This window comes from Salmonella sp. SAL-020, assembly GCF_017372215.1.
Taxonomy (GTDB): Bacteria; Pseudomonadota; Gammaproteobacteria; order Enterobacterales; family Enterobacteriaceae; genus Salmonella; species Salmonella enterica.
This window is the reverse complement of record NZ_CP071690.1, coordinates 2,586,624-2,605,609: the sequence shown is the minus strand read 5'-3', so window position 1 is coordinate 2,605,609 and position 18,986 is coordinate 2,586,624. Positions and strand designations below refer to the sequence as shown.

18 protein-coding genes are annotated in these 18,986 nt (G+C 53.1%); 2 read left to right on the top strand and 16 right to left on the bottom strand.

Annotated elements, in window-relative coordinates; all coding sequences use genetic code 11:
• Positions 1 to 24: 24 nt before the first annotated feature.
• Both J1G48_RS12650 and ldcA read right to left on the bottom strand, forming a co-directional pair.
• Complete coding sequence (locus tag J1G48_RS12650) at positions 25 to 1,758, bottom strand: potassium/proton antiporter (RefSeq protein ID WP_000338376.1); 1,734 nt, start codon at positions 1,756 to 1,758, stop codon at positions 25 to 27.
• 96 nt (positions 1,759 to 1,854) lie between these two features.
• Positions 1,855 to 2,769, bottom strand: a complete 915-nt coding sequence (gene ldcA / locus J1G48_RS12645) for a muramoyltetrapeptide carboxypeptidase (protein WP_000051603.1) — start codon at positions 2,767 to 2,769, stop codon at positions 1,855 to 1,857.
• A gap of 170 nt (positions 2,770 to 2,939) precedes the next feature.
• Here ldcA and emtA point away from each other — a divergent pair, with 170 nt between their 5' ends.
• The gene (gene emtA / locus J1G48_RS12640) at positions 2,940 to 3,551 is read left to right on the top strand and encodes a membrane-bound lytic murein transglycosylase EmtA (RefSeq protein WP_000776974.1); all 612 of its coding nucleotides are present in this window, start codon (positions 2,940 to 2,942) and stop codon (positions 3,549 to 3,551) included.
• A gap of 13 nt (positions 3,552 to 3,564) precedes the next feature.
• Here emtA and ycgR read toward each other — a convergent pair whose 3' ends face one another.
• Positions 3,565 to 4,299, bottom strand: a complete 735-nt coding sequence (gene ycgR, locus J1G48_RS12635) for a flagellar brake protein YcgR (RefSeq protein ID WP_000017414.1) — start codon at positions 4,297 to 4,299, stop codon at positions 3,565 to 3,567.
• A 168-nt stretch (positions 4,300 to 4,467) separates the two neighbouring features.
• Here ycgR and J1G48_RS12630 point away from each other — a divergent pair, with 168 nt between their 5' ends.
• The gene (locus tag J1G48_RS12630; RefSeq protein ID WP_000511321.1) at positions 4,468 to 4,722 is read left to right on the top strand and encodes a GlsB/YeaQ/YmgE family stress response membrane protein; all 255 of its coding nucleotides are present in this window, start codon (positions 4,468 to 4,470) and stop codon (positions 4,720 to 4,722) included.
• A gap of 62 nt (positions 4,723 to 4,784) precedes the next feature.
• On the opposite strand, the gene J1G48_RS12625 is transcribed toward J1G48_RS12630, so the two are convergent.
• The 13 genes from J1G48_RS12625 to J1G48_RS12565 all read right to left on the bottom strand — a co-directional run bounded on the left by J1G48_RS12625 (position 4,785) and on the right by J1G48_RS12565 (position 18,765).
• Positions 4,785 to 6,497: an alpha,alpha-trehalase gene (locus J1G48_RS12625; RefSeq protein WP_000612838.1), complete on the bottom strand. Its 1,713-nt coding sequence runs from the start codon at positions 6,495 to 6,497 to the stop codon at positions 4,785 to 4,787.
• Between the two features lie 213 nt (positions 6,498 to 6,710).
• On the bottom strand, positions 6,711 to 7,985 hold the full coding sequence (locus tag J1G48_RS12620; RefSeq protein ID WP_001526439.1) for a Glu/Leu/Phe/Val dehydrogenase: 1,275 nt from the start codon (positions 7,983 to 7,985) through the stop codon (positions 6,711 to 6,713).
• Positions 7,986 to 8,379: 394 nt separating this feature from the next.
• Positions 8,380 to 8,469 carry a cytochrome bd-II oxidase subunit CbdX gene (gene cbdX, locus J1G48_RS12615; protein WP_000270301.1) on the bottom strand — a complete coding sequence of 30 codons (90 nt, stop codon included), beginning with the start codon at positions 8,467 to 8,469 and terminating at the stop codon, positions 8,380 to 8,382.
• A gap of 12 nt (positions 8,470 to 8,481) precedes the next feature.
• Positions 8,482 to 9,618, bottom strand: a complete 1,137-nt coding sequence (appB, locus tag J1G48_RS12610) for a cytochrome d ubiquinol oxidase subunit II (protein WP_000888110.1) — start codon at positions 9,616 to 9,618, stop codon at positions 8,482 to 8,484.
• A gap of 11 nt (positions 9,619 to 9,629) precedes the next feature.
• Complete coding sequence (gene appC / locus J1G48_RS12605) at positions 9,630 to 11,174, bottom strand: cytochrome bd-II oxidase subunit 1 (protein WP_000263613.1); 1,545 nt, start codon at positions 11,172 to 11,174, stop codon at positions 9,630 to 9,632.
• A 74-nt stretch (positions 11,175 to 11,248) separates the two neighbouring features.
• Complete coding sequence (locus J1G48_RS12600) at positions 11,249 to 12,097, bottom strand: hydrogenase expression/formation protein (protein WP_000063376.1); 849 nt, start codon at positions 12,095 to 12,097, stop codon at positions 11,249 to 11,251.
• Positions 12,094 to 12,498: a hydrogenase-1 operon protein HyaE gene (hyaE, locus tag J1G48_RS12595; RefSeq protein WP_001262580.1), complete on the bottom strand. Its 405-nt coding sequence runs from the start codon at positions 12,496 to 12,498 to the stop codon at positions 12,094 to 12,096. Before hyaE ends, J1G48_RS12600 begins: the two co-directional genes overlap by 4 nt.
• Positions 12,488 to 13,084, bottom strand: coding sequence for a hydrogenase 1 maturation protease (gene hyaD / locus J1G48_RS12590; RefSeq protein ID WP_000993799.1), 597 nt, complete (start codon positions 13,082 to 13,084; stop codon positions 12,488 to 12,490). Before hyaD ends, hyaE begins: the two co-directional genes overlap by 11 nt.
• On the bottom strand, positions 13,081 to 13,812 hold the full coding sequence (hyaC, locus tag J1G48_RS12585) for a Ni/Fe-hydrogenase b-type cytochrome subunit (RefSeq protein ID WP_000147027.1): 732 nt from the start codon (positions 13,810 to 13,812) through the stop codon (positions 13,081 to 13,083). Before hyaC ends, hyaD begins: the two co-directional genes overlap by 4 nt.
• Positions 13,813 to 13,830: 18 nt before the next feature.
• Complete coding sequence (hyaB, locus tag J1G48_RS12580; RefSeq protein ID WP_000070982.1) at positions 13,831 to 15,624, bottom strand: Ni/Fe-hydrogenase large subunit; 1,794 nt, start codon at positions 15,622 to 15,624, stop codon at positions 13,831 to 13,833.
• Positions 15,621 to 16,739, bottom strand: coding sequence for a hydrogenase 1 small subunit (hyaA, locus tag J1G48_RS12575; RefSeq protein WP_001058307.1), 1,119 nt, complete (start codon positions 16,737 to 16,739; stop codon positions 15,621 to 15,623). The genes hyaB and hyaA overlap by 4 nt, the downstream gene beginning before the upstream one ends.
• Positions 16,740 to 17,653: 914 nt before the next feature.
• A complete protein-coding gene (locus J1G48_RS12570) occupies positions 17,654 to 18,106 on the bottom strand; it encodes a hypothetical protein (protein ID WP_000487333.1) in 453 nt (150 codons plus the stop codon).
• Between the two features lie 38 nt (positions 18,107 to 18,144).
• The gene (locus J1G48_RS12565) at positions 18,145 to 18,765 is read right to left on the bottom strand and encodes a hypothetical protein (protein WP_000376824.1); all 621 of its coding nucleotides are present in this window, start codon (positions 18,763 to 18,765) and stop codon (positions 18,145 to 18,147) included.
• Between the last annotated feature and the right edge of the window lie 221 nt (positions 18,766 to 18,986).

Below are 18,986 nucleotides of genomic sequence, written 5' to 3'. Positions count from 1 at the left end.
GCGGGTCGACGTTGCCAGGCGACCTTATTCTGCTTCGTCTTCGGCGACGCGTACCCCAATCTTGCGTACCACGTTATCTTCTTTTTCAGCTACCGTCCAAATCATGCCGCCAAACTCCACCTGATCGCCGACGACCGGCGCAGCGCCCAGCAGCTGCTGTATGATTTCACCCAGAGTTTGTTGTTTATCCCGGTATTCCGTTCCTTCTTCCAGCCCGTAGATAAGCGCCACGTCGGCGAATTTCGCATTCGCTTCGAGGATAAAATCGCCAAAGAAACGCTGATCTAACGAAACCGGCGGCGACTGGCTAAACAATTTGCCCAGCGCTGGCAGATCGCGCTCCCGGCCAATCACGCAGAGTACGTCGCCTTCCTGCAGGCGAGTGCTACCCGTGGGGTGAAACAGTTCATTATTGCGAAATAGCGCGGCAATGCGGGTTTCGTTCGGCATATGCAGGTCGCGCAACGCCGCGCCGACGCACCATTTGTCGGCGCTCAACTGATAAATGAATTGCTCCCACGGATTATCAGGATGGATGTCAAGCCCCACGCGCGATACTGGCCAGCCAACCGGAGGCACGACCACTTTAGCTCTCTTCGCCGCCCATGACAGCGATGTTCCCTGCAGGAGCAGCGACACCAGTACCACAAAGAAAGCGACATTAAAGAACAGGCGAGCGTTTTCAAGCCCGGCCATCATCGGGAAAACGGCGAGAATAATCGGCACCGCGCCGCGCAGTCCAACCCAACTGATGAAAATGCGCTCCCGAAGATTGAAGCCGCGAAATGGCAGCAGGCCGGTAAACACCGACAGTGGGCGGGCGAAGAAAATCATCCAGATGGAGAGAATAAGCGCAGGGACGGCAATCGGCCACAGATCGGAAGGCGTCACCAACAGCCCCAGGACCAGGAACATCGCGATCTGCGCCAGCCAGGCCAGTCCGTCAAAGTTTTGCAGGATGCCGTAACGGTTGCGAATCGGGCGGTTTCCTAACAGGAATCCGCACAAATAGACCGCGAGAATGCCGCTGCCTTCAAGCGCGGTCGTCAAAGCAAAAATCAGAATACCGCCGCTGAGCGCCAGCATCGGATACAAGCCGCTGGGCAGAGAAATACGGTTGATCATCTGCTGTAGCAGGTAACCGCCGCCCAGGCCAAAAACAATACCGAGACCGAACTGTTGGATAATATGGACGGCAAACATCCAGTCCAGGCCGGTTTCATGCTTCTGGATCATCTCAATTAATGTAATGGTCAGAAAAACGGCCATCGGGTCGTTACTTCCCGATTCGATCTCCAGCGTGGAGCCTACACGTTCGTTTAGCCCTTTGCCGCCAAGCAGAGAAAAGACCGCTGCGGCGTCAGTGGAACCGACTATCGCGCCGATAAGCAGACCTTCGATAAGATCCAGATGAAACAGCCAGGCGGCCATCATACCTGTTAACCCCGACGTGATTAGTACGCCGAGCGTCGCCAGCGACAGCGCGGGGCCCAGCGCTACCCGGAAAGAGCTGGCCTGGGTGCGCATGCCGCCATCGAGTAAAATAATCGCCAGCGCCAGGTTACTGACCATATAAGCGAAAGGATAATTATCGAAAGGAATACCGCCAATGCCATCCACACCCGCTAACATCCCAATGGCGAGAAAAATGACCAGAATCGGGATACCCAGTCGCGATGAGAATGAACTTAACAGGATACTGCTGGTTACAAGGATGGAACCTAAAATAAATAGACTAATAATTGTTGCAGCATCCAACGTTTTATATCTCCTGACTCACACGACTTCGTATTATTTAACATTAACATAATAACGGCCAGGGCAGCGTTTTACTTAGCCTGTCGGGGACTTTTTTTACAATTGCAGCGTAGGATGACCAGATAAAGTGAGTTGAGTCCCCTGGCGCGTATTTTTAAGCGTCGCGTTTGCCCCGATAGGGAGCGTTACCGTACGCTGTTCATGCCCGAAGTCGAGACCGGTAATCAGCGGAACGGACAGACGGGAACGTAAAAACGCGTAGACGCTCTCCAGAGAATAGCCGGCGTCATACTCGTTGGGCGCCGCGCCGCTAAAGCTGCCGAGAACGATGGCGCTCTGGCGGTTTAAAATTCCGGCGTACTCCAGTTGCAAAAGCATACGCTCCACCCGGAAAGGATGCTCATTGACATCTTCCAGCACTAAAATTCCTTTATCGATAGTCGGCATCCAGGGCGTACCGATAAGGGAAATCAACATCGCCAGATTTCCGCCCCATAAGGTGCCCTGTACGTCGCACTGAGGGCCGTCGCCTTGCCACTCTACGGTAAATTGCGCCTTGCGTAGCGCCAGCCAGAAATGTTGCTCGGTGAACGTATTCAGCGTTTCGGCGCCAAAATTTGCCGCCAGCATAGGACCGCTAAAGGTGATGACATTGGCCTGCGCCAGGAGTCCAGCCTGAATCGCCGTAAAATCGCTATGACCGCAAATCAGTAAGGGATCGCGCTGTTGCCGGGAGGCGAGCGCCTGCCAGTCGATACGATCCAACAAGCGGCTGGCGCCATAGCCGCCGCGAACCGGCATGACGATTGTATCCGGCGACGTTAGCGAGGCCAGCGAATTAACATCGGCCAGCCGTTCCGCGTCCGTACCGGCAAAACGCTGAAAGCGGCGACGAATCACCTCGTCATTCTCCACCTGATGACCCGCGTCAGTCAGGCGCTGAACGCCGCGTAACGCGGCCTGTTGGTTAATACAGTAGCCCGACGGGGCGATTAAATGAAACAGAGACATGGTAATTCCTTGCTGACAATAGAATGCAAATGTATATCATGCCGCATATATTAGGCGATGTCCCTCGTTGTGCGACGTTTCTGGATGCGCACCAGGGAGGCAACCTAAGTGCCTGGCCGGGGCGGTATGACCTCTTCGGCAGATAAGTTACGGCTATAAGGATAGATGACGTGAAATTAAGATGGTTTGCTTTTTTGGTAGTAATACTCGCTGGCTGTAGCTCAAAACAGGATTACAGGAATCCGCCGTGGAATGCCGAAGTGCCTGTAAAGCGTGCGATGCAGTGGATGCCCATCAGTGAAAAAGCCGGGGCGGCATGGGGGGTTGATCCGCATTTAATCACCGCGATTATCGCCATTGAATCCGGCGGCAACCCTAACGCGGTTAGTAAGTCCAATGCGATTGGCCTGATGCAGTTAAAGGCGTCGACCTCCGGGCGCGACGTTTACCGTCGTATGGGCTGGCGTGGCGAACCGACCACCAGCGAGCTGAAAAACCCTGAGCGTAACATCTCAATGGGCGCGGCGTATTTGAGCATTCTGGAAAATGGGCCGCTGGCCGGCATCAAAGATCCGCAGGTGATGCAATATGCGCTGGTCGTCTCTTATGCTAACGGCGCAGGCGCGTTATTGCGTACTTTTTCATCCGACAGGAAGAAGGCGATAGAAAAAATTAACGATCTGGATGCGGACGAGTTTTTTGAACATGTTGTTGATAATCATCCCGCGCCGCAGGCGCCGCGCTATATCTGGAAGCTTCAGCAGGCGCTGGACGCCATGTAGTTTAGCGTGAAGATTATTCTCGCACTTTATTCGCTCTTTCTCGGGCCTCGCGCTCAAGCGAAAAAATAATCCGCTGCAACTCCCGCTCTACCGCCGGGCTGACGTTAAGGAAACGAAAGCTCAGGCGGGGAGTGGTGATCGTTTCATTTTTCCCATCAATCACCTTACGCTCGCTGATGGCGATAAGCTGGGCGTCAACGTGAAAAATACCCCATGGCCCCATGTTCAGTTCAACCTGCGAAAAGCGCGCGCCTTCGATTAGTCCGTCGGGGATGGCGGATTCCAGTAGCGCGCCCATGCCGCCCAGGGAAAGATCAAACAGGCGAAAACGTAACGTACGGGTGTCCGGTAGCGTGGTGACGCCGTAATAAGGCGGATACAGCGGCGCGCCAATACGAAAATACTCCCGGCGCTGGACAAACCACAGTGACGACGGCAGGGGCGTGATAAAGGCCGGCAGCCGCTGATATTCGCCTGTAACGAGTTGCGGCAACGTGAACTCGACTTTTGCGCCCTGTGTTTCTGCGATAATGGCTACCTGCCCGGCACGTAATACGGCGCTATTTTCATATTCCTGGCTGCCGTAATCCACGATGAGTTTTTCCGGGTCTACCGCCAAAATTTTACTAATGAATTGACCATGCGCCCATGAAATACGCAGTGGAACCTGATTTTTATTTAAATCCCGTAGCACGCCTAATATCGCTAATGGATTTTTTTTCAGGAACTGCTCATTGTAACCACTCACACGAAATAACCCCTGATACGCAGACTATCGTTGGGTTATCGGCATCGGTAGAAAGAACTTAATAGCGATAAATAAATTTTTATGTCCGCGAGATAAATCAGTGTTCAGAAATGCGACGCTCGACTTTGCCTATACTTAAAACGTTTTTACTGGAAAGAGGGTTCGCAAATGGGAATTATCGCCTGGATTGTTTTTGGTTTGATTGCCGGCGTTATCGCCAAATTGCTTATGCCGGGGCGCGATGGCGGGGGATTTATCCTGACCTGTATTCTCGGTATTGTCGGGGCGGTCGTTGGCGGATGGCTGGCGACGATGTTTGGTATTGGCGGCAGTATCAGCGGCTTTAATCTGCACAGTTTCCTGGTCGCCGTGGTGGGCGCGATTATGGTGCTGGTGATTTTCCGCCTTCTGCGACGCGGCTAACCGCTGCAGAACGTGTAAGCGTTGACCCGGTCAGCGCCGGGTCAACCTACTATAAACACGCGTTACTGCGTCGCTGCAGACGGCGTTTTTGTCGGCGTTGCGCTTAACGATGCCGGACGAGTAGACGGTACGCTATCGCACGGTTTTTCCTGCGGACAAATCAGATCGAGCATTTTCAGCGTCACGCCGTTGGTCCAGCCAAAGCCGTCCTGAAGTGGATATTCGCCGCCGCCACCGCCGGTTCCGGTGCTGCTGACGTCATATTTTTCGACCAGTTTTTTCTCGCGATCGTAGGTGTGCTGCACATTGGTTAAAAAGCGCCAGGTGACTTCCATTGCCACGTCATCCTGCCCATAATTTTGCAATCCTTCGGCAGCGACCCATTGTAACGGCGCCCAGCCGTTTGGCGCATCCCATTGCTGTCCGCTTTTAACCGAGGTGGTAGCCAGCCCGCCAGGCTGTAGCAGATGCGCCTGGGCCGCCGCCGCCACTTTCGCGGCGCGATCTTTCGCGGCGGCGTTTACATAGAGCGGGAACAGCGCGGCAGCGGTGAGTTGGTCACGGATTTTATTGTTCTTCAGATCGTAGTCGGCATACCAACCCTCTTTGTTATTCCACAGATGCATTTCAATGGCTTTTTGCCGCGCGTTGGCCAGCGCGTCATAGTGCGAGGCTTTGGCCCGATCGCCCGCCGCAGCGCTGGCGCGGGCGAGGGTTTTCTCCAGCTGATACAGCAGAGCGTTAAGATCGACAGGGACAATAGTGGTGGTACGAATGGTACTGAGCTGCTGCGGATTATCCATCCAGCGGGAGCTGAAATCCCAGCCGGAGGCGGCAGCAGAACGGAGGTCCCGATAGATCTCCGTTGCCGGGCGGTTGGGGTTGCTTTTGACGGTAGCGATATCTTCAACCCAGGATTCAGGGCGGGGCGTATCCCGATCGTCCCAGTAGCGGTTGAGAACGCTACCGTCTTCCAGTTTGACGACGCGTTGGTTTTGTTGCCCTGGCTGCAATGTCTCAACGCCCTCCATCCAGTAGGCGTACTCTTTTTGCAGTTGCGGCAGGTATTCTTTCAGCGCATCGTCACCTTCATGTTGCGCCAGTAACTCAACCATAAACGCAAAGAAAGGCGGCTGCGAACGACTCAGGTAGTAGGTACGGTTGCCGTTAGGAATATGCCCCCAGGCGTCAATTTCGTAACCAAAGTTCGCTACCATATCCGCCACCTTATCCCAGTGCCCGCTTTCCGCCAGCCCCAGCATCGTAAAATAGCTGTCCCAGTAGTAAATCTCTCTGAATCGCCCACCCGGTACGACATAGGATTCAGGCAACGGCAAGAGCGAGTCCCACTTTTCGACGTTTTTAGTTGAACGGGTCAGCACCGGCCACAGGCCATCAATATGTTCACGCAATGACTGCCCGGCAGGCGGGACATATTTTTCACCCGCTTTCGGCAGGGTGAAGTTAACATCAACAAAATGACGCAAATCGAAGCCGGACTGGTTCCGCTGCATACGATAATCCGCAAGAATCATGAGCGGATCGCTATTAGGTATGGCGTCAGCAAAGGTTTTCTGATCGGGGAAGAGTTTTGCATTCTGGACATCATTAAAGAGCGGGCCAAGCAAAATATCCGGCGGCTGCGGAGTTTCAGTGTCGGAAGACGGGTCTGCGGCAGTCGCCGAAAACGATGCAAACGTCAGCAGCGTCCCTGCCAGCGCCAGTTTTATGGCTTTCTGTAGTAGAACAGAACGGCGAATCTCTGGGGGTATCATCAAGTTATCTCCTTAGCGGTGAGCCAAAGCCAACGGCATTTACCATGACAAAACCTTAGTCTACGATGACCAGATACGCGTGATTGAACCGCTATTTTGCGAACAAACAGACATTTTATTGAGACAGAATTTATCGGCGCGCGCGTGGAAAACGGGGGATACAGACAAAAAATCCACGCCGGGACGTGGATTTTAGCGCAATAACTTGTAGCCTTAACCCGGATAGATACCGCGATCTTTACGGGCCAACAGAATGCGCTCACAGGCGACAATATAGGCTGCGGTGCGCAGAGAACAGGATTTCTCAGCCGCTTTCTCCCAGACATGGACGATCGCGTCGGTCATGATTTTGTCCATGCGCGCGTTGATCTCTTCTTCGCTCCAGAAGAAGCTGGCCATATCTTGTACCCATTCGAAGTAGCTGACGGTTACGCCGCCTGCGTTACAGACCACGTCAGGCACCACAAGGATACCACGGCTGGCCAGAACATCATCAGCATCCGGATAGGTCGGGCCGTTAGCCCCTTCCAGCACCAGCTTACACGTCAGGGCTTCCGCGCGCTGACGAGTTATCTGACCTTCAAGCGCCGCCGGGATCAGAATATCCATCTCCAGACGCCAGAACGCATCGCTGGCGATAGTTTCCGCGCCCGGGAAACCGGCTATCTGTTTGTGTTCTGTCTGCCATGCCGTGAGCGCCTTCATGTCAATACCGGTGGCGTTAAACAGGGTCGCGGTATGATCCTGAATCGCCACGACACGGGCGCCAGCGCCTGCAAACAGACGCGCGGCTTCGCTGCCGACGTTACCAAAACCCTGAACCGCAACGCGAGCGCCTTCAACAGCAATATTCGCCCGACGTGCGGCTTCCAGCCCGCTGACAAAAACGCCGCGCCCCGTCGCTTTTTCACGGCCCAGCGAACCGCCAAGATGGATAGGCTTACCGGTGACGACGCCAGTGACCGTCGTGCCATGATTCATGGAATACGTATCCATCATCCAGGCCATCACTTTACCGTTGGTGCCGACATCCGGCGCAGGAATATCTTTCTGCGGCCCGATGATAATGCCGATCTCGCTGGTATAGCGGCGGGTCAAACGCTCCAGTTCACCTTCCGACAGCGAGAACGGATCGACGCGGATACCGCCTTTAGCGCCGCCGTATGGCAGGTTCAGCGCGGCACATTTGATGGTCATCCATGCTGACAGGGCCATCACTTCATTGAGATCAACGTCAGGATGGTAGCGAACACCGCCTTTACCCGGACCTCGGGAGAGGTTGTGCTGCACGCGATATCCTTCGAAATGACGAATAGTGCCATCATCCATTTGTACCGGAATATCGACGATCAGAGCGCGTTTTGGGTGGCGCAGAGTATCCACCCAGGGGGATAACTCGCCCAGATAAGGGGCCACACGCTCGATTTGTTGCAGGTAGGTATTCCAGGCAGATGTGCTGCTATCTGAAGCGTAAGATAACTTATCCATGATAAACCTTAGTGATAAAAGTAATATGTTCTTTAATTGACCGTGGTACATAGTAGATCACACCATGTAGCGATAAATTTAACACTTTTTTAAACAATTAACTCAGATCAAAAATGGCAGGCAGTTGGATTTTCGTTATGATTTTGGATGGGAAGTGGTTAACTATCCGCTATAAGAGGTGATATATTGCTAATTATGCAATTAATTGCTTAAATATGCGAAATATGTGCAAGGTGGCTATTTGTCATAATTATGACGCACCTCTAAAAGTAAACATTATGATAACGACATGTATCAATGTTATGTCGTCCTGTCGGCGGGGAAACGTCTTCGCCAGGCGCGTATAAAGATAAAAATAACCGGAGTCAGACGGCGCTGGCCCCGGTTTACCTCTTTATTGTTGACGCGACTCAAGCCATACCAGCGCCAGTGTCGACAGTGAGCACATCAGCAGAATGCCGACAAACCACAGTAAATACCACATCGCTCCCGCTCCCTAATAAAGTTCATGATCGTTGCGGCGGAGGGTCTCCAGGTTGATACGCCCCAACATTTTGTAATAGCTCCACAGCGTATAGAGCAGTACGATTGGCAGAAAAATCAGCACAATCACCAGCATGATTTCGAGCGTCATCTGGCTGGAGGTGCTGTCCCACACCGTCAGGCTGGAGAGAGGACTAACACTCGACGGCATCACAAAAGGAAATAGCGTTATGCCGGCGGTAAAGATGACGCAGGCCTGGGTCAGGGAAGCGAACAGAAATCCACGAATAGTCTGACCGCGAAGGCAGGCATAGAAAGCCAGAATCGGCAGGATCATACCGAGCAACGGGATGATGAGCAGTAGCGGCGAGCGTATAAAGTGGTTCATCCATGCGCCAGGGAGTATCGCCACGCCTTTTAAGAGCGGATTGGAAGGGCCGTTGGCATCCTGCGTGAGCAAGACAAAGCCATCAACGCCGGCCCACAGCCAGTAACCGGCCAGCAGGAAGCAGATCACGATCAGCAGCGCGCTGTGGCGGGTGGCCGACAGAGCCCGTTGACGAATAACGCCCTCCGTTTTCAACTGTAACCAGACGCCTCCTTGCATAATCACCAACGACAGGCTCAATAATCCACACAGTAGGGCAAAGGGCGAGAGTAACTGCCAGAAGGTGCCAAAATAGTCAACATGAAGCTGCGGCGTGAAGGCAAACGGCACGCCTAAAAACAGGTTGCCGAACGCGATGCCGAATACGACTGGGGGAACCAGGCTGCCGATAACCAGACCGGTATCCCACAGCGCGCGCCAGCGGGCATTGGCGATTTTACCCCGATAATCAAAGGCCAGCGGGCGAAAGAAGAGGGCACACAGCACCAGGATCATCGCCACATAAAAACCGGAAAACGCGGCGGCATAGACCCGTGGCCAGGCGGCGAATAATGCCCCGCCCGCGAGAATCAACCATACCTGGTTTCCTTCCCAGTGGGCGCCCACGCTATTGATCAATACCCGGCGTTCGTCATCGTTGCGCGCTATCAGCGGGAGCAGGCAACCGACACCCATATCAAACCCGTCAGTTACCATAAATGCCACCAGGATGACGCCGATCAGCAGCCACCAAATGAACCGCAACGTTTCATAATCCAACATGATTGTCTCCTTTATCCCTGTTGTTGCGCTTGTTGTTGATGTTGCATGGCGCTCGGCCCAAGACGCGCGTACTTCTGCATCAGATAGACTTCCGCGATTAAAAACAGGGTGTAAAGTCCGAGGATAAGCCCCATTGAGAAGGCCAACTGGCCCGGCGTCAGCGCGGAGTGAGCGTACCAGGTCGGCAGAATGTCCTGAATCGCCCAGGGCTGACGGCCAAACTCCGTCATAAACCAACCGGCTTCAATGGCAATCCACGGTAACGGCAGGCTCCACAGCGTCATACGCAATACCCAGCGATGCTGGTCGATACGCATTCGCAGCGTCTGTATCAACGCAATCAACATCACCACTAACAGCAGCGAACCGCAGCCGACCATAATACGGAAACTCCAGAACACCGGCGCCACCTGAGGAATAGCGCCACGCTGGGCCGCACGATACTGCTCCGGCGTCACATGGTTCATATCCGGGGCATATTTCGCCAGCAGAATGCCGTACCCCAGATCGCCCTCAACGGCGTGAAACGCATTCAGTACCTGTGGCGAGCGATTGCCTTGCGCTATCTCCTGCATGAGCAGCCAGGCCTCCCGGCCACGCTTCAGGCGCGGCAGAGCGTCGTCCATCAGGTTTTTTAACCCCGGAACTGGCGTATCCAGCGAATGGGTGGCCAGAATACCCAGCAGAGCAGGGATCTTCACGGCAAATGCATTACGCTCCTGTTCCTGCTGCGGCCAGGCAATCAGATGAAACGGCGCGGGCGCGGGTTCGGTTTGCCATTCGCCTTCCATCGCCGCCAGTTTCACCGGCTGAATTTGGGCGACCTCGTAGGCCGAACTGTCGCCCAGTTGCAGGGTTCCCAGAATGGCCAGGGTGCCGAATACTGAGCCGATAGCAAACGAGCGCAAGGCCACCTCACGCTCGCGGCCACGTAGCAGATACCAGGCGCTGATAGACATAATAAACATGGCGCCGGTGACATAACCGGACATGACGGTATGGACGAATTTCACCTGGCTCACCGGGTTAAAGACCAGATCGCTGAAGCTGCTCATTTCCATCCGTAACGTATCGATGTTGAAATGAGCGCCGGTAGGATACTGCATCCAGCCATTGGCATTCAGAATCCATAATGCTGAAATATTGGAGCCGAAGGCCACCAGCCAGGTGACCAGCAGGTGTTGGTATTTATTCAGCCGCTGCCAGCCGAAAAAGAACAGGCCGACAAAAGTGGATTCGAGAAAGAAGGCCAGTAACGCTTCCATCGCCAGCGGCGCGCCGAAAATATCGCCCACATAGTTCGAATAGAGCGACCAGTTAGTCCCGAACTGAAACTCCATGGTCAGGCCGGTAGCCACACCGAGAGCAAAATTGATCCCGAAGAGCTTGCCCCAGAAACGCGTCATATCGCGGTAGACGGTTTTCCCCGTCACCACATAGATCGTCTCCATGACGGCCAGCAAAAAAATCAGCCCAAGCGTAAGAGGAACAAATAAAAAGTGATACAGCGCGGTCAGCGCAAACTGCCAGCGCGATAAGTCAATGACATCCCACATGCTAACTCCTGTAGGCAGAAAGAGAGTAAAAAGCTAATCAGTACCGGACACCGGTGACGTTCCTGTTGAGAGCGTTAGCGCGTCTCCAGCCATCGGCAGACTTCATCCAGGCGCTGGCGCGAATCGGCCAGATCTTCCGGGGCCGCCAGTACCAGCTCCGGCAAAAGACAAATCTCATAGCTATCGAGCAATGGCCCTTTAAGGGCGTCCAGACAGCGCACATGCCAGAGATGGCGCAATGCTGTGGCGTTGATTTGGCTTTCGCCATACCCGGAGATGCGAATCTGGATGTTCCCGTGTCCGCATAAACGCGCCAGAAAAAGGCGATCGGCCTCGCTGAGCGGCAGTTGGGTCAAATTGATGCTGTGAGGTTGCAACGCCGGATCGCGTACGTGCGCCAATAATTCATGGGCCAGCGGCAGTCCATTCATCAGGCCAGCGACAGGCGGAGGCAGTAGAGAGTCGTCAGGCAGCGTATCGGCGGTAGCCGCTTGCCATAATGTCAGGGGCGCGCTACCCGCTTCCAGACGATCCGTCAGCAGACGTCGGTTATGCAGATGGCGTACCCGCCACAGGCCGCAGAAGATGGTCTCCTGGATCTCGCTTTCACTCCCGTCCGGATGCTGAATGCGTACCGAGACTTCGCCTTCGCCCAATAGCGTATTGAGGAATGAGAGATCATCGGCATTCAGGGGAGATAACTCCCATCCCAGCACGTCGCCGACTTCCGGGATGCGCCGGGCAAGCTGACCTCGCAGATCGGTCAACAATGCCATCACCGCCGGGCTGTGAGCGCAGCGCTCCAGCGCCGCCATACTTGGGTCGCCATTGACCTGACAGGTGAGCGGTAAGGGATTCATCGAGAAACTAGCGTCATCAGGCTGCGTACCTGGCCCCAGCAGATGAAAAAAGGCGTTGCTCATTGTACTGTCTCCTGCGCTGCGGGAGTGTCAACCATCGAACGCATCAGCGTGAGCAGTTCAGCCCAGGGATGAATGCCGCTGAGCGCGCCGCGTAGCTCGCCGTCTGTAAAAACCAACGTCGCCGGAAACCGACGTACATTAAAGCGATCGCCGATAGCTTCGCTTTGTTCAAGGTCGGCCACCGCCACCTGCCAGTCAAACTGCGGGAACTCACGCAGGAGTTCGGCAATCATCACCGGGTTATCGCTGACTTCCGGCGTACGCCGCGGATCGCTACTTAACAGGATGACGCCATCTCCAACCCGTTTGATCCAGTCGTCTACCGTAGAAGCCTCTACCGGTTGCCATCCACGGGTTAACAGGCGTTGCCATAGCGCAGAGAACGGGGTGTCATTCGCCACTTCTTTTGCCCTCCAGACGTGTCTGATACTGACGTATGCGCACTCCCTCATAATTTTCCATCGACAGGCATTTATAGTTCAGGCAGCGTGCGACCTCGTTTGCCTGCGGTACGATCCCCCAGGCGGCCAGTTGCGCCAGGGCGGCCTGTTCCGCCGCCGGTAGCTGGCCGCGAGCTATTTCGCTCAGGCTACCGCCGTAGTCGTCCAGGTGCGCCGGTTGCAGACCGACCAGCGCAATGTGACAGGGCAGATGCCCGCGGATGTCGGCCAGCGCCAGAACTTCGGAAAAACTGTTTTGATGCAGGCTCATTTTTTTGGCGCTGAGATACGCGGGGATTTTCTCGCCGGCATAGGTTCGCAGGCTGCCCGGCGCCAGGCCGTAATCGATCGCGTCAAGGAGCAGGAGATGGCTGGCTTGCTCAACATAACCTAACAGGTTTAGCCCTTGCGTACCGCCGTCCACAATTTCTACCTCTTCAGGCCAGTGATATCGGGCATACAAACGCTCCGCGACCCGGATACCGAATCCTTCATCGGCCCACAGCAGGTTTCCTAACCCCATCACCACTACGCGTTGCGCATTCATGAGGGCTCCTTGTCGTGCGGTTTGGGGAATTTGTGGCTGCGATAGCCATTGATCATGGTGGAGATCACCGTATCGTCGGACATAATGTCTTCCCGGATAGCGAGGTAAACGTGCCCGACGATGAAGGCGGCGATCAGCCACATACCCAGTCGGTGCCAGCTGTGAATATCGATGGAGTTGCCGCCGGTCCAGTAGAAAAATTCAACCACATAGCGGAACGGCGCAAAGATGGCGTACTGGCTATGCTCGCCAAACAGAGCGAAACCGGTGAGGATCATAAATACCGACAACAGGAAATAGCCGAACATCGCGGCCTGCGCGACAGGGTTATGTCCGATGTCGCTTCCCGGTTTTTTCTCCAGAAACAGATACCAGCGGACCACGGAGAAAGCGCCTTGCCACCAACTGCGACGCCAGACCGGGACGATAAACAGCTCTCGCGAATAGCGGTTGCCGACACAGGCCCAATAAATTCGCCCCAGCAGTAACACGGTAAAGATCATCGCGGCGGCAAAGTGGATCAGCCGGATATAGCCCATGTAAAACAGATAGGTCGCCTCGCCACTCACCGACGGCAAGGGCCGGCCAATGAAGTAGCCTGTTACCATCAGTACCAACATGCAGGCCACCGTTAGCCAGTGCCACAGGCGTACCGGCGCTTCAAACACATAGTGGTTGACGGCAGTATCACGCGCCTCCCCGACGCGTGGAGATAGCTTTCCAGTCATCGTTCTTTTCCTTAACGCTTAGCGTACCTGGACGGCAATCAGTTCGCTGCCGTCGTCGCCGAGCACGTGGGTTGAACAGGCGAGGCAGGGGTCGAAGCTGTGCAGCGTCCTCAGGATTTCTAACGGTTGGTCGGGAATCGCCATTTGCGTTCCCATCAATGCCGCTTCATAGGCGCCGATCTGTTTTTTAGGATCGCGCGGGCTGGCGTTCCAGGTGGTGGGGACCACGCACTGATAGAGTTCAATCTTCTGATCGCGTATTGACGCCCAGTGTCCCAACGCTCCACGAGGCGCTTCGGTAAAACCGATGCCGCGGCAGTGCTGCGGCCAACTGGCCGGTTCCCATTTCTCGGTATTGGCGGTGGCCAGGTCGCCGTTTTTCAGGTTGGTCATAAGCCTGTCGAAAAAATACTGCAGCTTACCGACGGCCCATTGCGCTTCGTGCGCGCGGCATAAAATACGGCCAAGCGTAGACTGGATACCGGAGAGCGGCAGTTTAAGGGCAGACATCATGCGATCTACCGACTCTATGGTGGCGGCATCCCCTTTGTGGTACGCGATAAGCGTTCGGGCAAGCGGGCCGACTTCCATGGCATGACCCCGCCAGCGCGGCGCTTTAATCCAGGAGTAACGTTCCTGCTCGTTGAGCTGCTGGATATGCGTATCGCTGCCTTTGACATCACCCGGGTTGTACCAGGGATCGGTAATGCCGTCAAAAGGATGACGCCCCAGCCGATCGTCCGGATAGCGGTACCAGGCGTGATCCACAAACTCCTGTATCTGCTGCGGATCGGCCAAATCTACCGGCATGACATTTTTAAAATCGCCATTGACCACCGCGCCGCCCGGCATTAACAGGCTTTGCTGGCTGAAGTCGTTGGCAATGTCCGGAAATGCGCCGTAGCTCAGCACGCATTTATCCGACAGACCGGTGCCAATTTGACTCCATGCTTTATTGAACTGGCCGATAGCCAGCGCGTCCGGAACCATCACGTTGTTAATGAAGTCGGCGGTGCGGGTGATGATCGACTGCACCAGGTTGAGGCGCTCCATATTGATAGCCCCGACCGCGCCGCTTTGATCGAGATTGATCGCGCACGGCATTCCGCCGACGATCCAGTTAGGATGGGGGTTCTTACCGCCAAATATGGTATGGATTTTGACGATCTCGCGCTGGAAGTCGAGGGCTTCAAGATAGTGGGCAAAGCCCATCAGATTAGCCTCTGGCGACAGTTTGTACTGTGGATGTCCCCAATAGCCGTTACGGAATATCCCAAGCTGGCCGCCATCGACAAATTTCTTTAATCGATTTTGTACGTCAAAGAAGTAGCCCGGCGATGACATCGGCCAGGCGGAAAGGCTTTGCGCCAACTGCGAGGTGGCGCGCGGATCGGCTTTCAGCGCATTCAGAACATCAATCCAGTCCATACCGGCTAACTGATAAAAATGGACCAGATGATCGTGACACCACAACGTAGCCAGCATGATGTTACGTATAATATTGGCGTTATCCGGCACCTGGATACCAATCGCATCTTCGATAGCGTACACCGATGCCAGAGCATGTACCCCGGTACATACACCACAAATACGTTCAACAAACGCCCAGGCGTCACGCGGGTCACGGCCTTGCAGAATGATCTCCAGCCCGCGGAACATTGTGCCGCAGGAAACGGCATTGGTAATGACGTTTTGCTCATCAATGTTCACTTCGCAGCGCATATGCCCTTCGATGCGGGTAATCGGGTCCACGATCAGACGACGGCCGGCGTCGTTAACGGTATAACCCTGGGTTTGATACTGGTTACTCATGCCTGTTTATCCTCATTGTCCGGCTGTTGTTCGGCTTGCGCTAACTGTTGTTTGTGGCGTTTACGTTGGTTGAGCGCGCTGGCGACAGCGTGACCGCCAACGCCCGCCGCGACCACGCCCAGCGCGGTCAGCCCCACCGTATCGGCGGTTGAATGGGTACCCATCTGGGGAATATCCACCACGCGGCTATAAAACGAGCCGCGATCCCAGAAACCATTTTCTGAACATCCCAGACATCCGTGACCGGACTGGATAGGAAAGGAGACGCCGTCATTCCAGCGTGTGGAGGAGCAGGCGTTATAGGTGGTTGGCCCTTTACAGCCCATCTTGTACAGACAGTATCCCTTGCGGGCGGCGGCGTCATCCCAGCTCTCGACAAATTCACCGGCGTCAAAATGGGCGCGGCGGTAGCATTTATCGTGGATACGCTGACCGTAGAACATCAGTGGACGGCCCATGCGATCGAGTTCCGGCAGACGATCAAACGTCACCATATAGGTGATAATGGCGCTCATGACATCCGGGATTGGCGGACATCCAGGGACTTTCACGATCGGCTTGTCGGTGATCACTTTATCGATAGGCGTTGCCTGGGTCGGATTGGGGCGGGCGGCCTGGACGCAACCCCAGGAGGCGCAGTTTCCCCAGGCGATAATAGCGCTGGCGCCCGCGGCGGCTTTCTTCAGTTTTTCAATAAACGGGCGGCCGCCGCTGATACAGAACATTCCTTGCTCTCCTAACGGCGGATTGCCTTCCACCGCCAGAATGTATTTCCCGGCGTAGCGAGTGGTAATATCGTCAAAGACTTCTTCGGCCTGTGCGCCGGCGGCGGCCATCAGGGTGTCGTCATAATCGAGGGAAATCAGCGAGAGGATCACATCTTTGGCTAGCGGGTGCGAGGAACGGATAAAGGATTCGGTACAGCAGGTGCATTCCAGTCCATGAATCCAGACCACCGGAATCCGCGGTTTATTCTCCAGCGCCCAGGCGATCTTTGGCGTCATTCCGGCGCCCAGCCCCAGCGATGTGGCAGCAAGGCTACAGAATTTGAGAAAGCTGCGTCGGGTCACTCCCTTACGACGCATGGCTTGATAAAAGGTCTCCTCGTTATTCATAACGCGTATTTTTTCTCCTTTTTGCACCACGCTCCGCCAGGGGCATAAGGCGCTTTTGCGGGTCCGTTGACGTTCCGCCAGCAAGGTAAATCATTGGGTTACGCGCGAGCGCGGAAACGAGCCCGATTCACTTTGCACCGGCGTATATCGCCAGAAATAATGTAAAAAAAGCGTATCGGATTAACGATAAGAAACAATGTGAAGTGTGTGGGTATAGCTTATAGCGGTATATTTATACCCATTATCGGTTTTTCGGCGAAAGGGCCGCGGCGGGGAAGGACGGTTGAGCTTGTTCCGGGATGAGGTTTTTAGCGAGTGACCCTGGCCTAATATCAGAGCCAGGCTTAAGAGTTTGCGGGTATGTTGCGTGATCACGATGCAGTCACGCATCCCCCGGATCTTGACGGGCGTAAAGTGAATAAACCTGGCCTGTTGTCAGTTTTACGTTCTTCGTGGTGTGCTCTGACGATAATGTAGTCCACCGACCATATAAATTCTCCTCGCTCACCGCCTGGCCCGATCTCTGACGAAAACTCTGAATCTTCGATGTTTCCAATTATGAATTTCTACACCAGTCTTTAAGCATCAATGCATTGTACCTGGTGCGCTGCTATAACTGTGTAAGAGGGATTGACGCTTAGAGCCTATCCCATTAGGGCTATTTTACTTGCCATTTTGGTCCTGGGCAGTGCTCGCCAAAACGCGTTAGCGTTTTGAACGCCGCTTGCGGCGGCCCGAAGGGCGAGCGTAGCGAGTCAAACCTCACGTACAACGTGTACGCTCCGGTTTTTGCGCGCTGTCCGTGTCCAAACAGGCTGCGCCAATAACGCCTGGTGGGATAGGCTCTTAGTGTTAATGTACACCAAAGGTCGATGTGTTTACCGCACTTGTGGCTTGGTATGCAGTATGTATAATTATTGCGTGAATGTTTTCATAAATTGATTTGTCTCTTCTTTGGCCTTTTCTATTGATTTATGTTTATATATTTTTGATTGGTATGTGTATTTTTCTAACGCAGGTAAGTACTTAGAGACGTCGTTACCTTTTTTGAAATCTATAGGCATATGAATACTCGCATATAATATATTTATCCTCTGCGATGGCGTTAGCTCAGAATAATTTATACCTTGTTCATAATAAGAAAGCATCACATCATTGCAGATCCTGTCTTTATACGACTGCCCTATGTATGCGATGATAAGTCCATATATAAGTAGCAATCCAAAAGCGACACCTGCTTTGTGGCTATGAAGAAAATTATATTGTAGCCCAACAAAAAACACTTTTCTAATTAAAACAAGAATAAATGGTAAGGAAAATAAAAAACAACCGAAGTACATAATCACTTCGCCTGAATTCTGAAACATTTTATACCTTCCTGATAAATACTGGGTTAATTATCTGGTTAATATTCGTTGTCTATTATTTCTTTTATAAAAATAGACGATTCATTGAAATTTTTTTTGAAACTGGAGTAATTGCTAAGTGTTTTCGGTATGCAAAAGATGACTCGCCCATTTTTTACTATGGCATAATATCTTGGATACATTAGTGCTTCTTCTTTTGTGTTTGGAACACCGTCATAGTCTATTTTTTCATCAATAGAGTCAAGTTGGCTAAATAAAAAGACTCTTTTCCTTAGCAAAGTATTATGAACAATAGCATTTTCATATATATCAAGTGACATTGTAAGACTCAATGCAGCAAATGAAAGTAATGCTATGATGGAAATTGTTAATATTGCTAATGACAAGCCTTCCTGGCAATATAAAACAAGAAAAAAGAGTGGGATTGCAGGGAGGTAAGTGACCAACGGGTAAAAACGATCGATTTTTAAATGTGATATGATATTCTGAGGAGATGTGACATGGTCCTGAACGCCCTTGTTAAAGATAATGCTGTAAAGCGTCAAACTATTGTCAATTTTATCTATTGCTTTAGCTTTTATCCTTTGTGTGAATATAAAAAACGTTATCAAAAAGGCAATAAATAAGAAAATGATTAAATTATAAATAAAACTATCCACGGCATCATCCTGTATATTTACCGAAATTTCTATGGTCACTATTCTACTATTATTAATGAATGTCAATCTAAAATTGATGATGGTGCGTCCAGCCGGTTGGATTTGATCTAAAATAAAACTTTCGGTATTTCTCTATAGTCACAGAGCAAACAGGGTTGATTCTTTGTTAAAAAAACATCTCAATATTTTAATATGAATTCCTTCACGCGATTCTGGAGTAT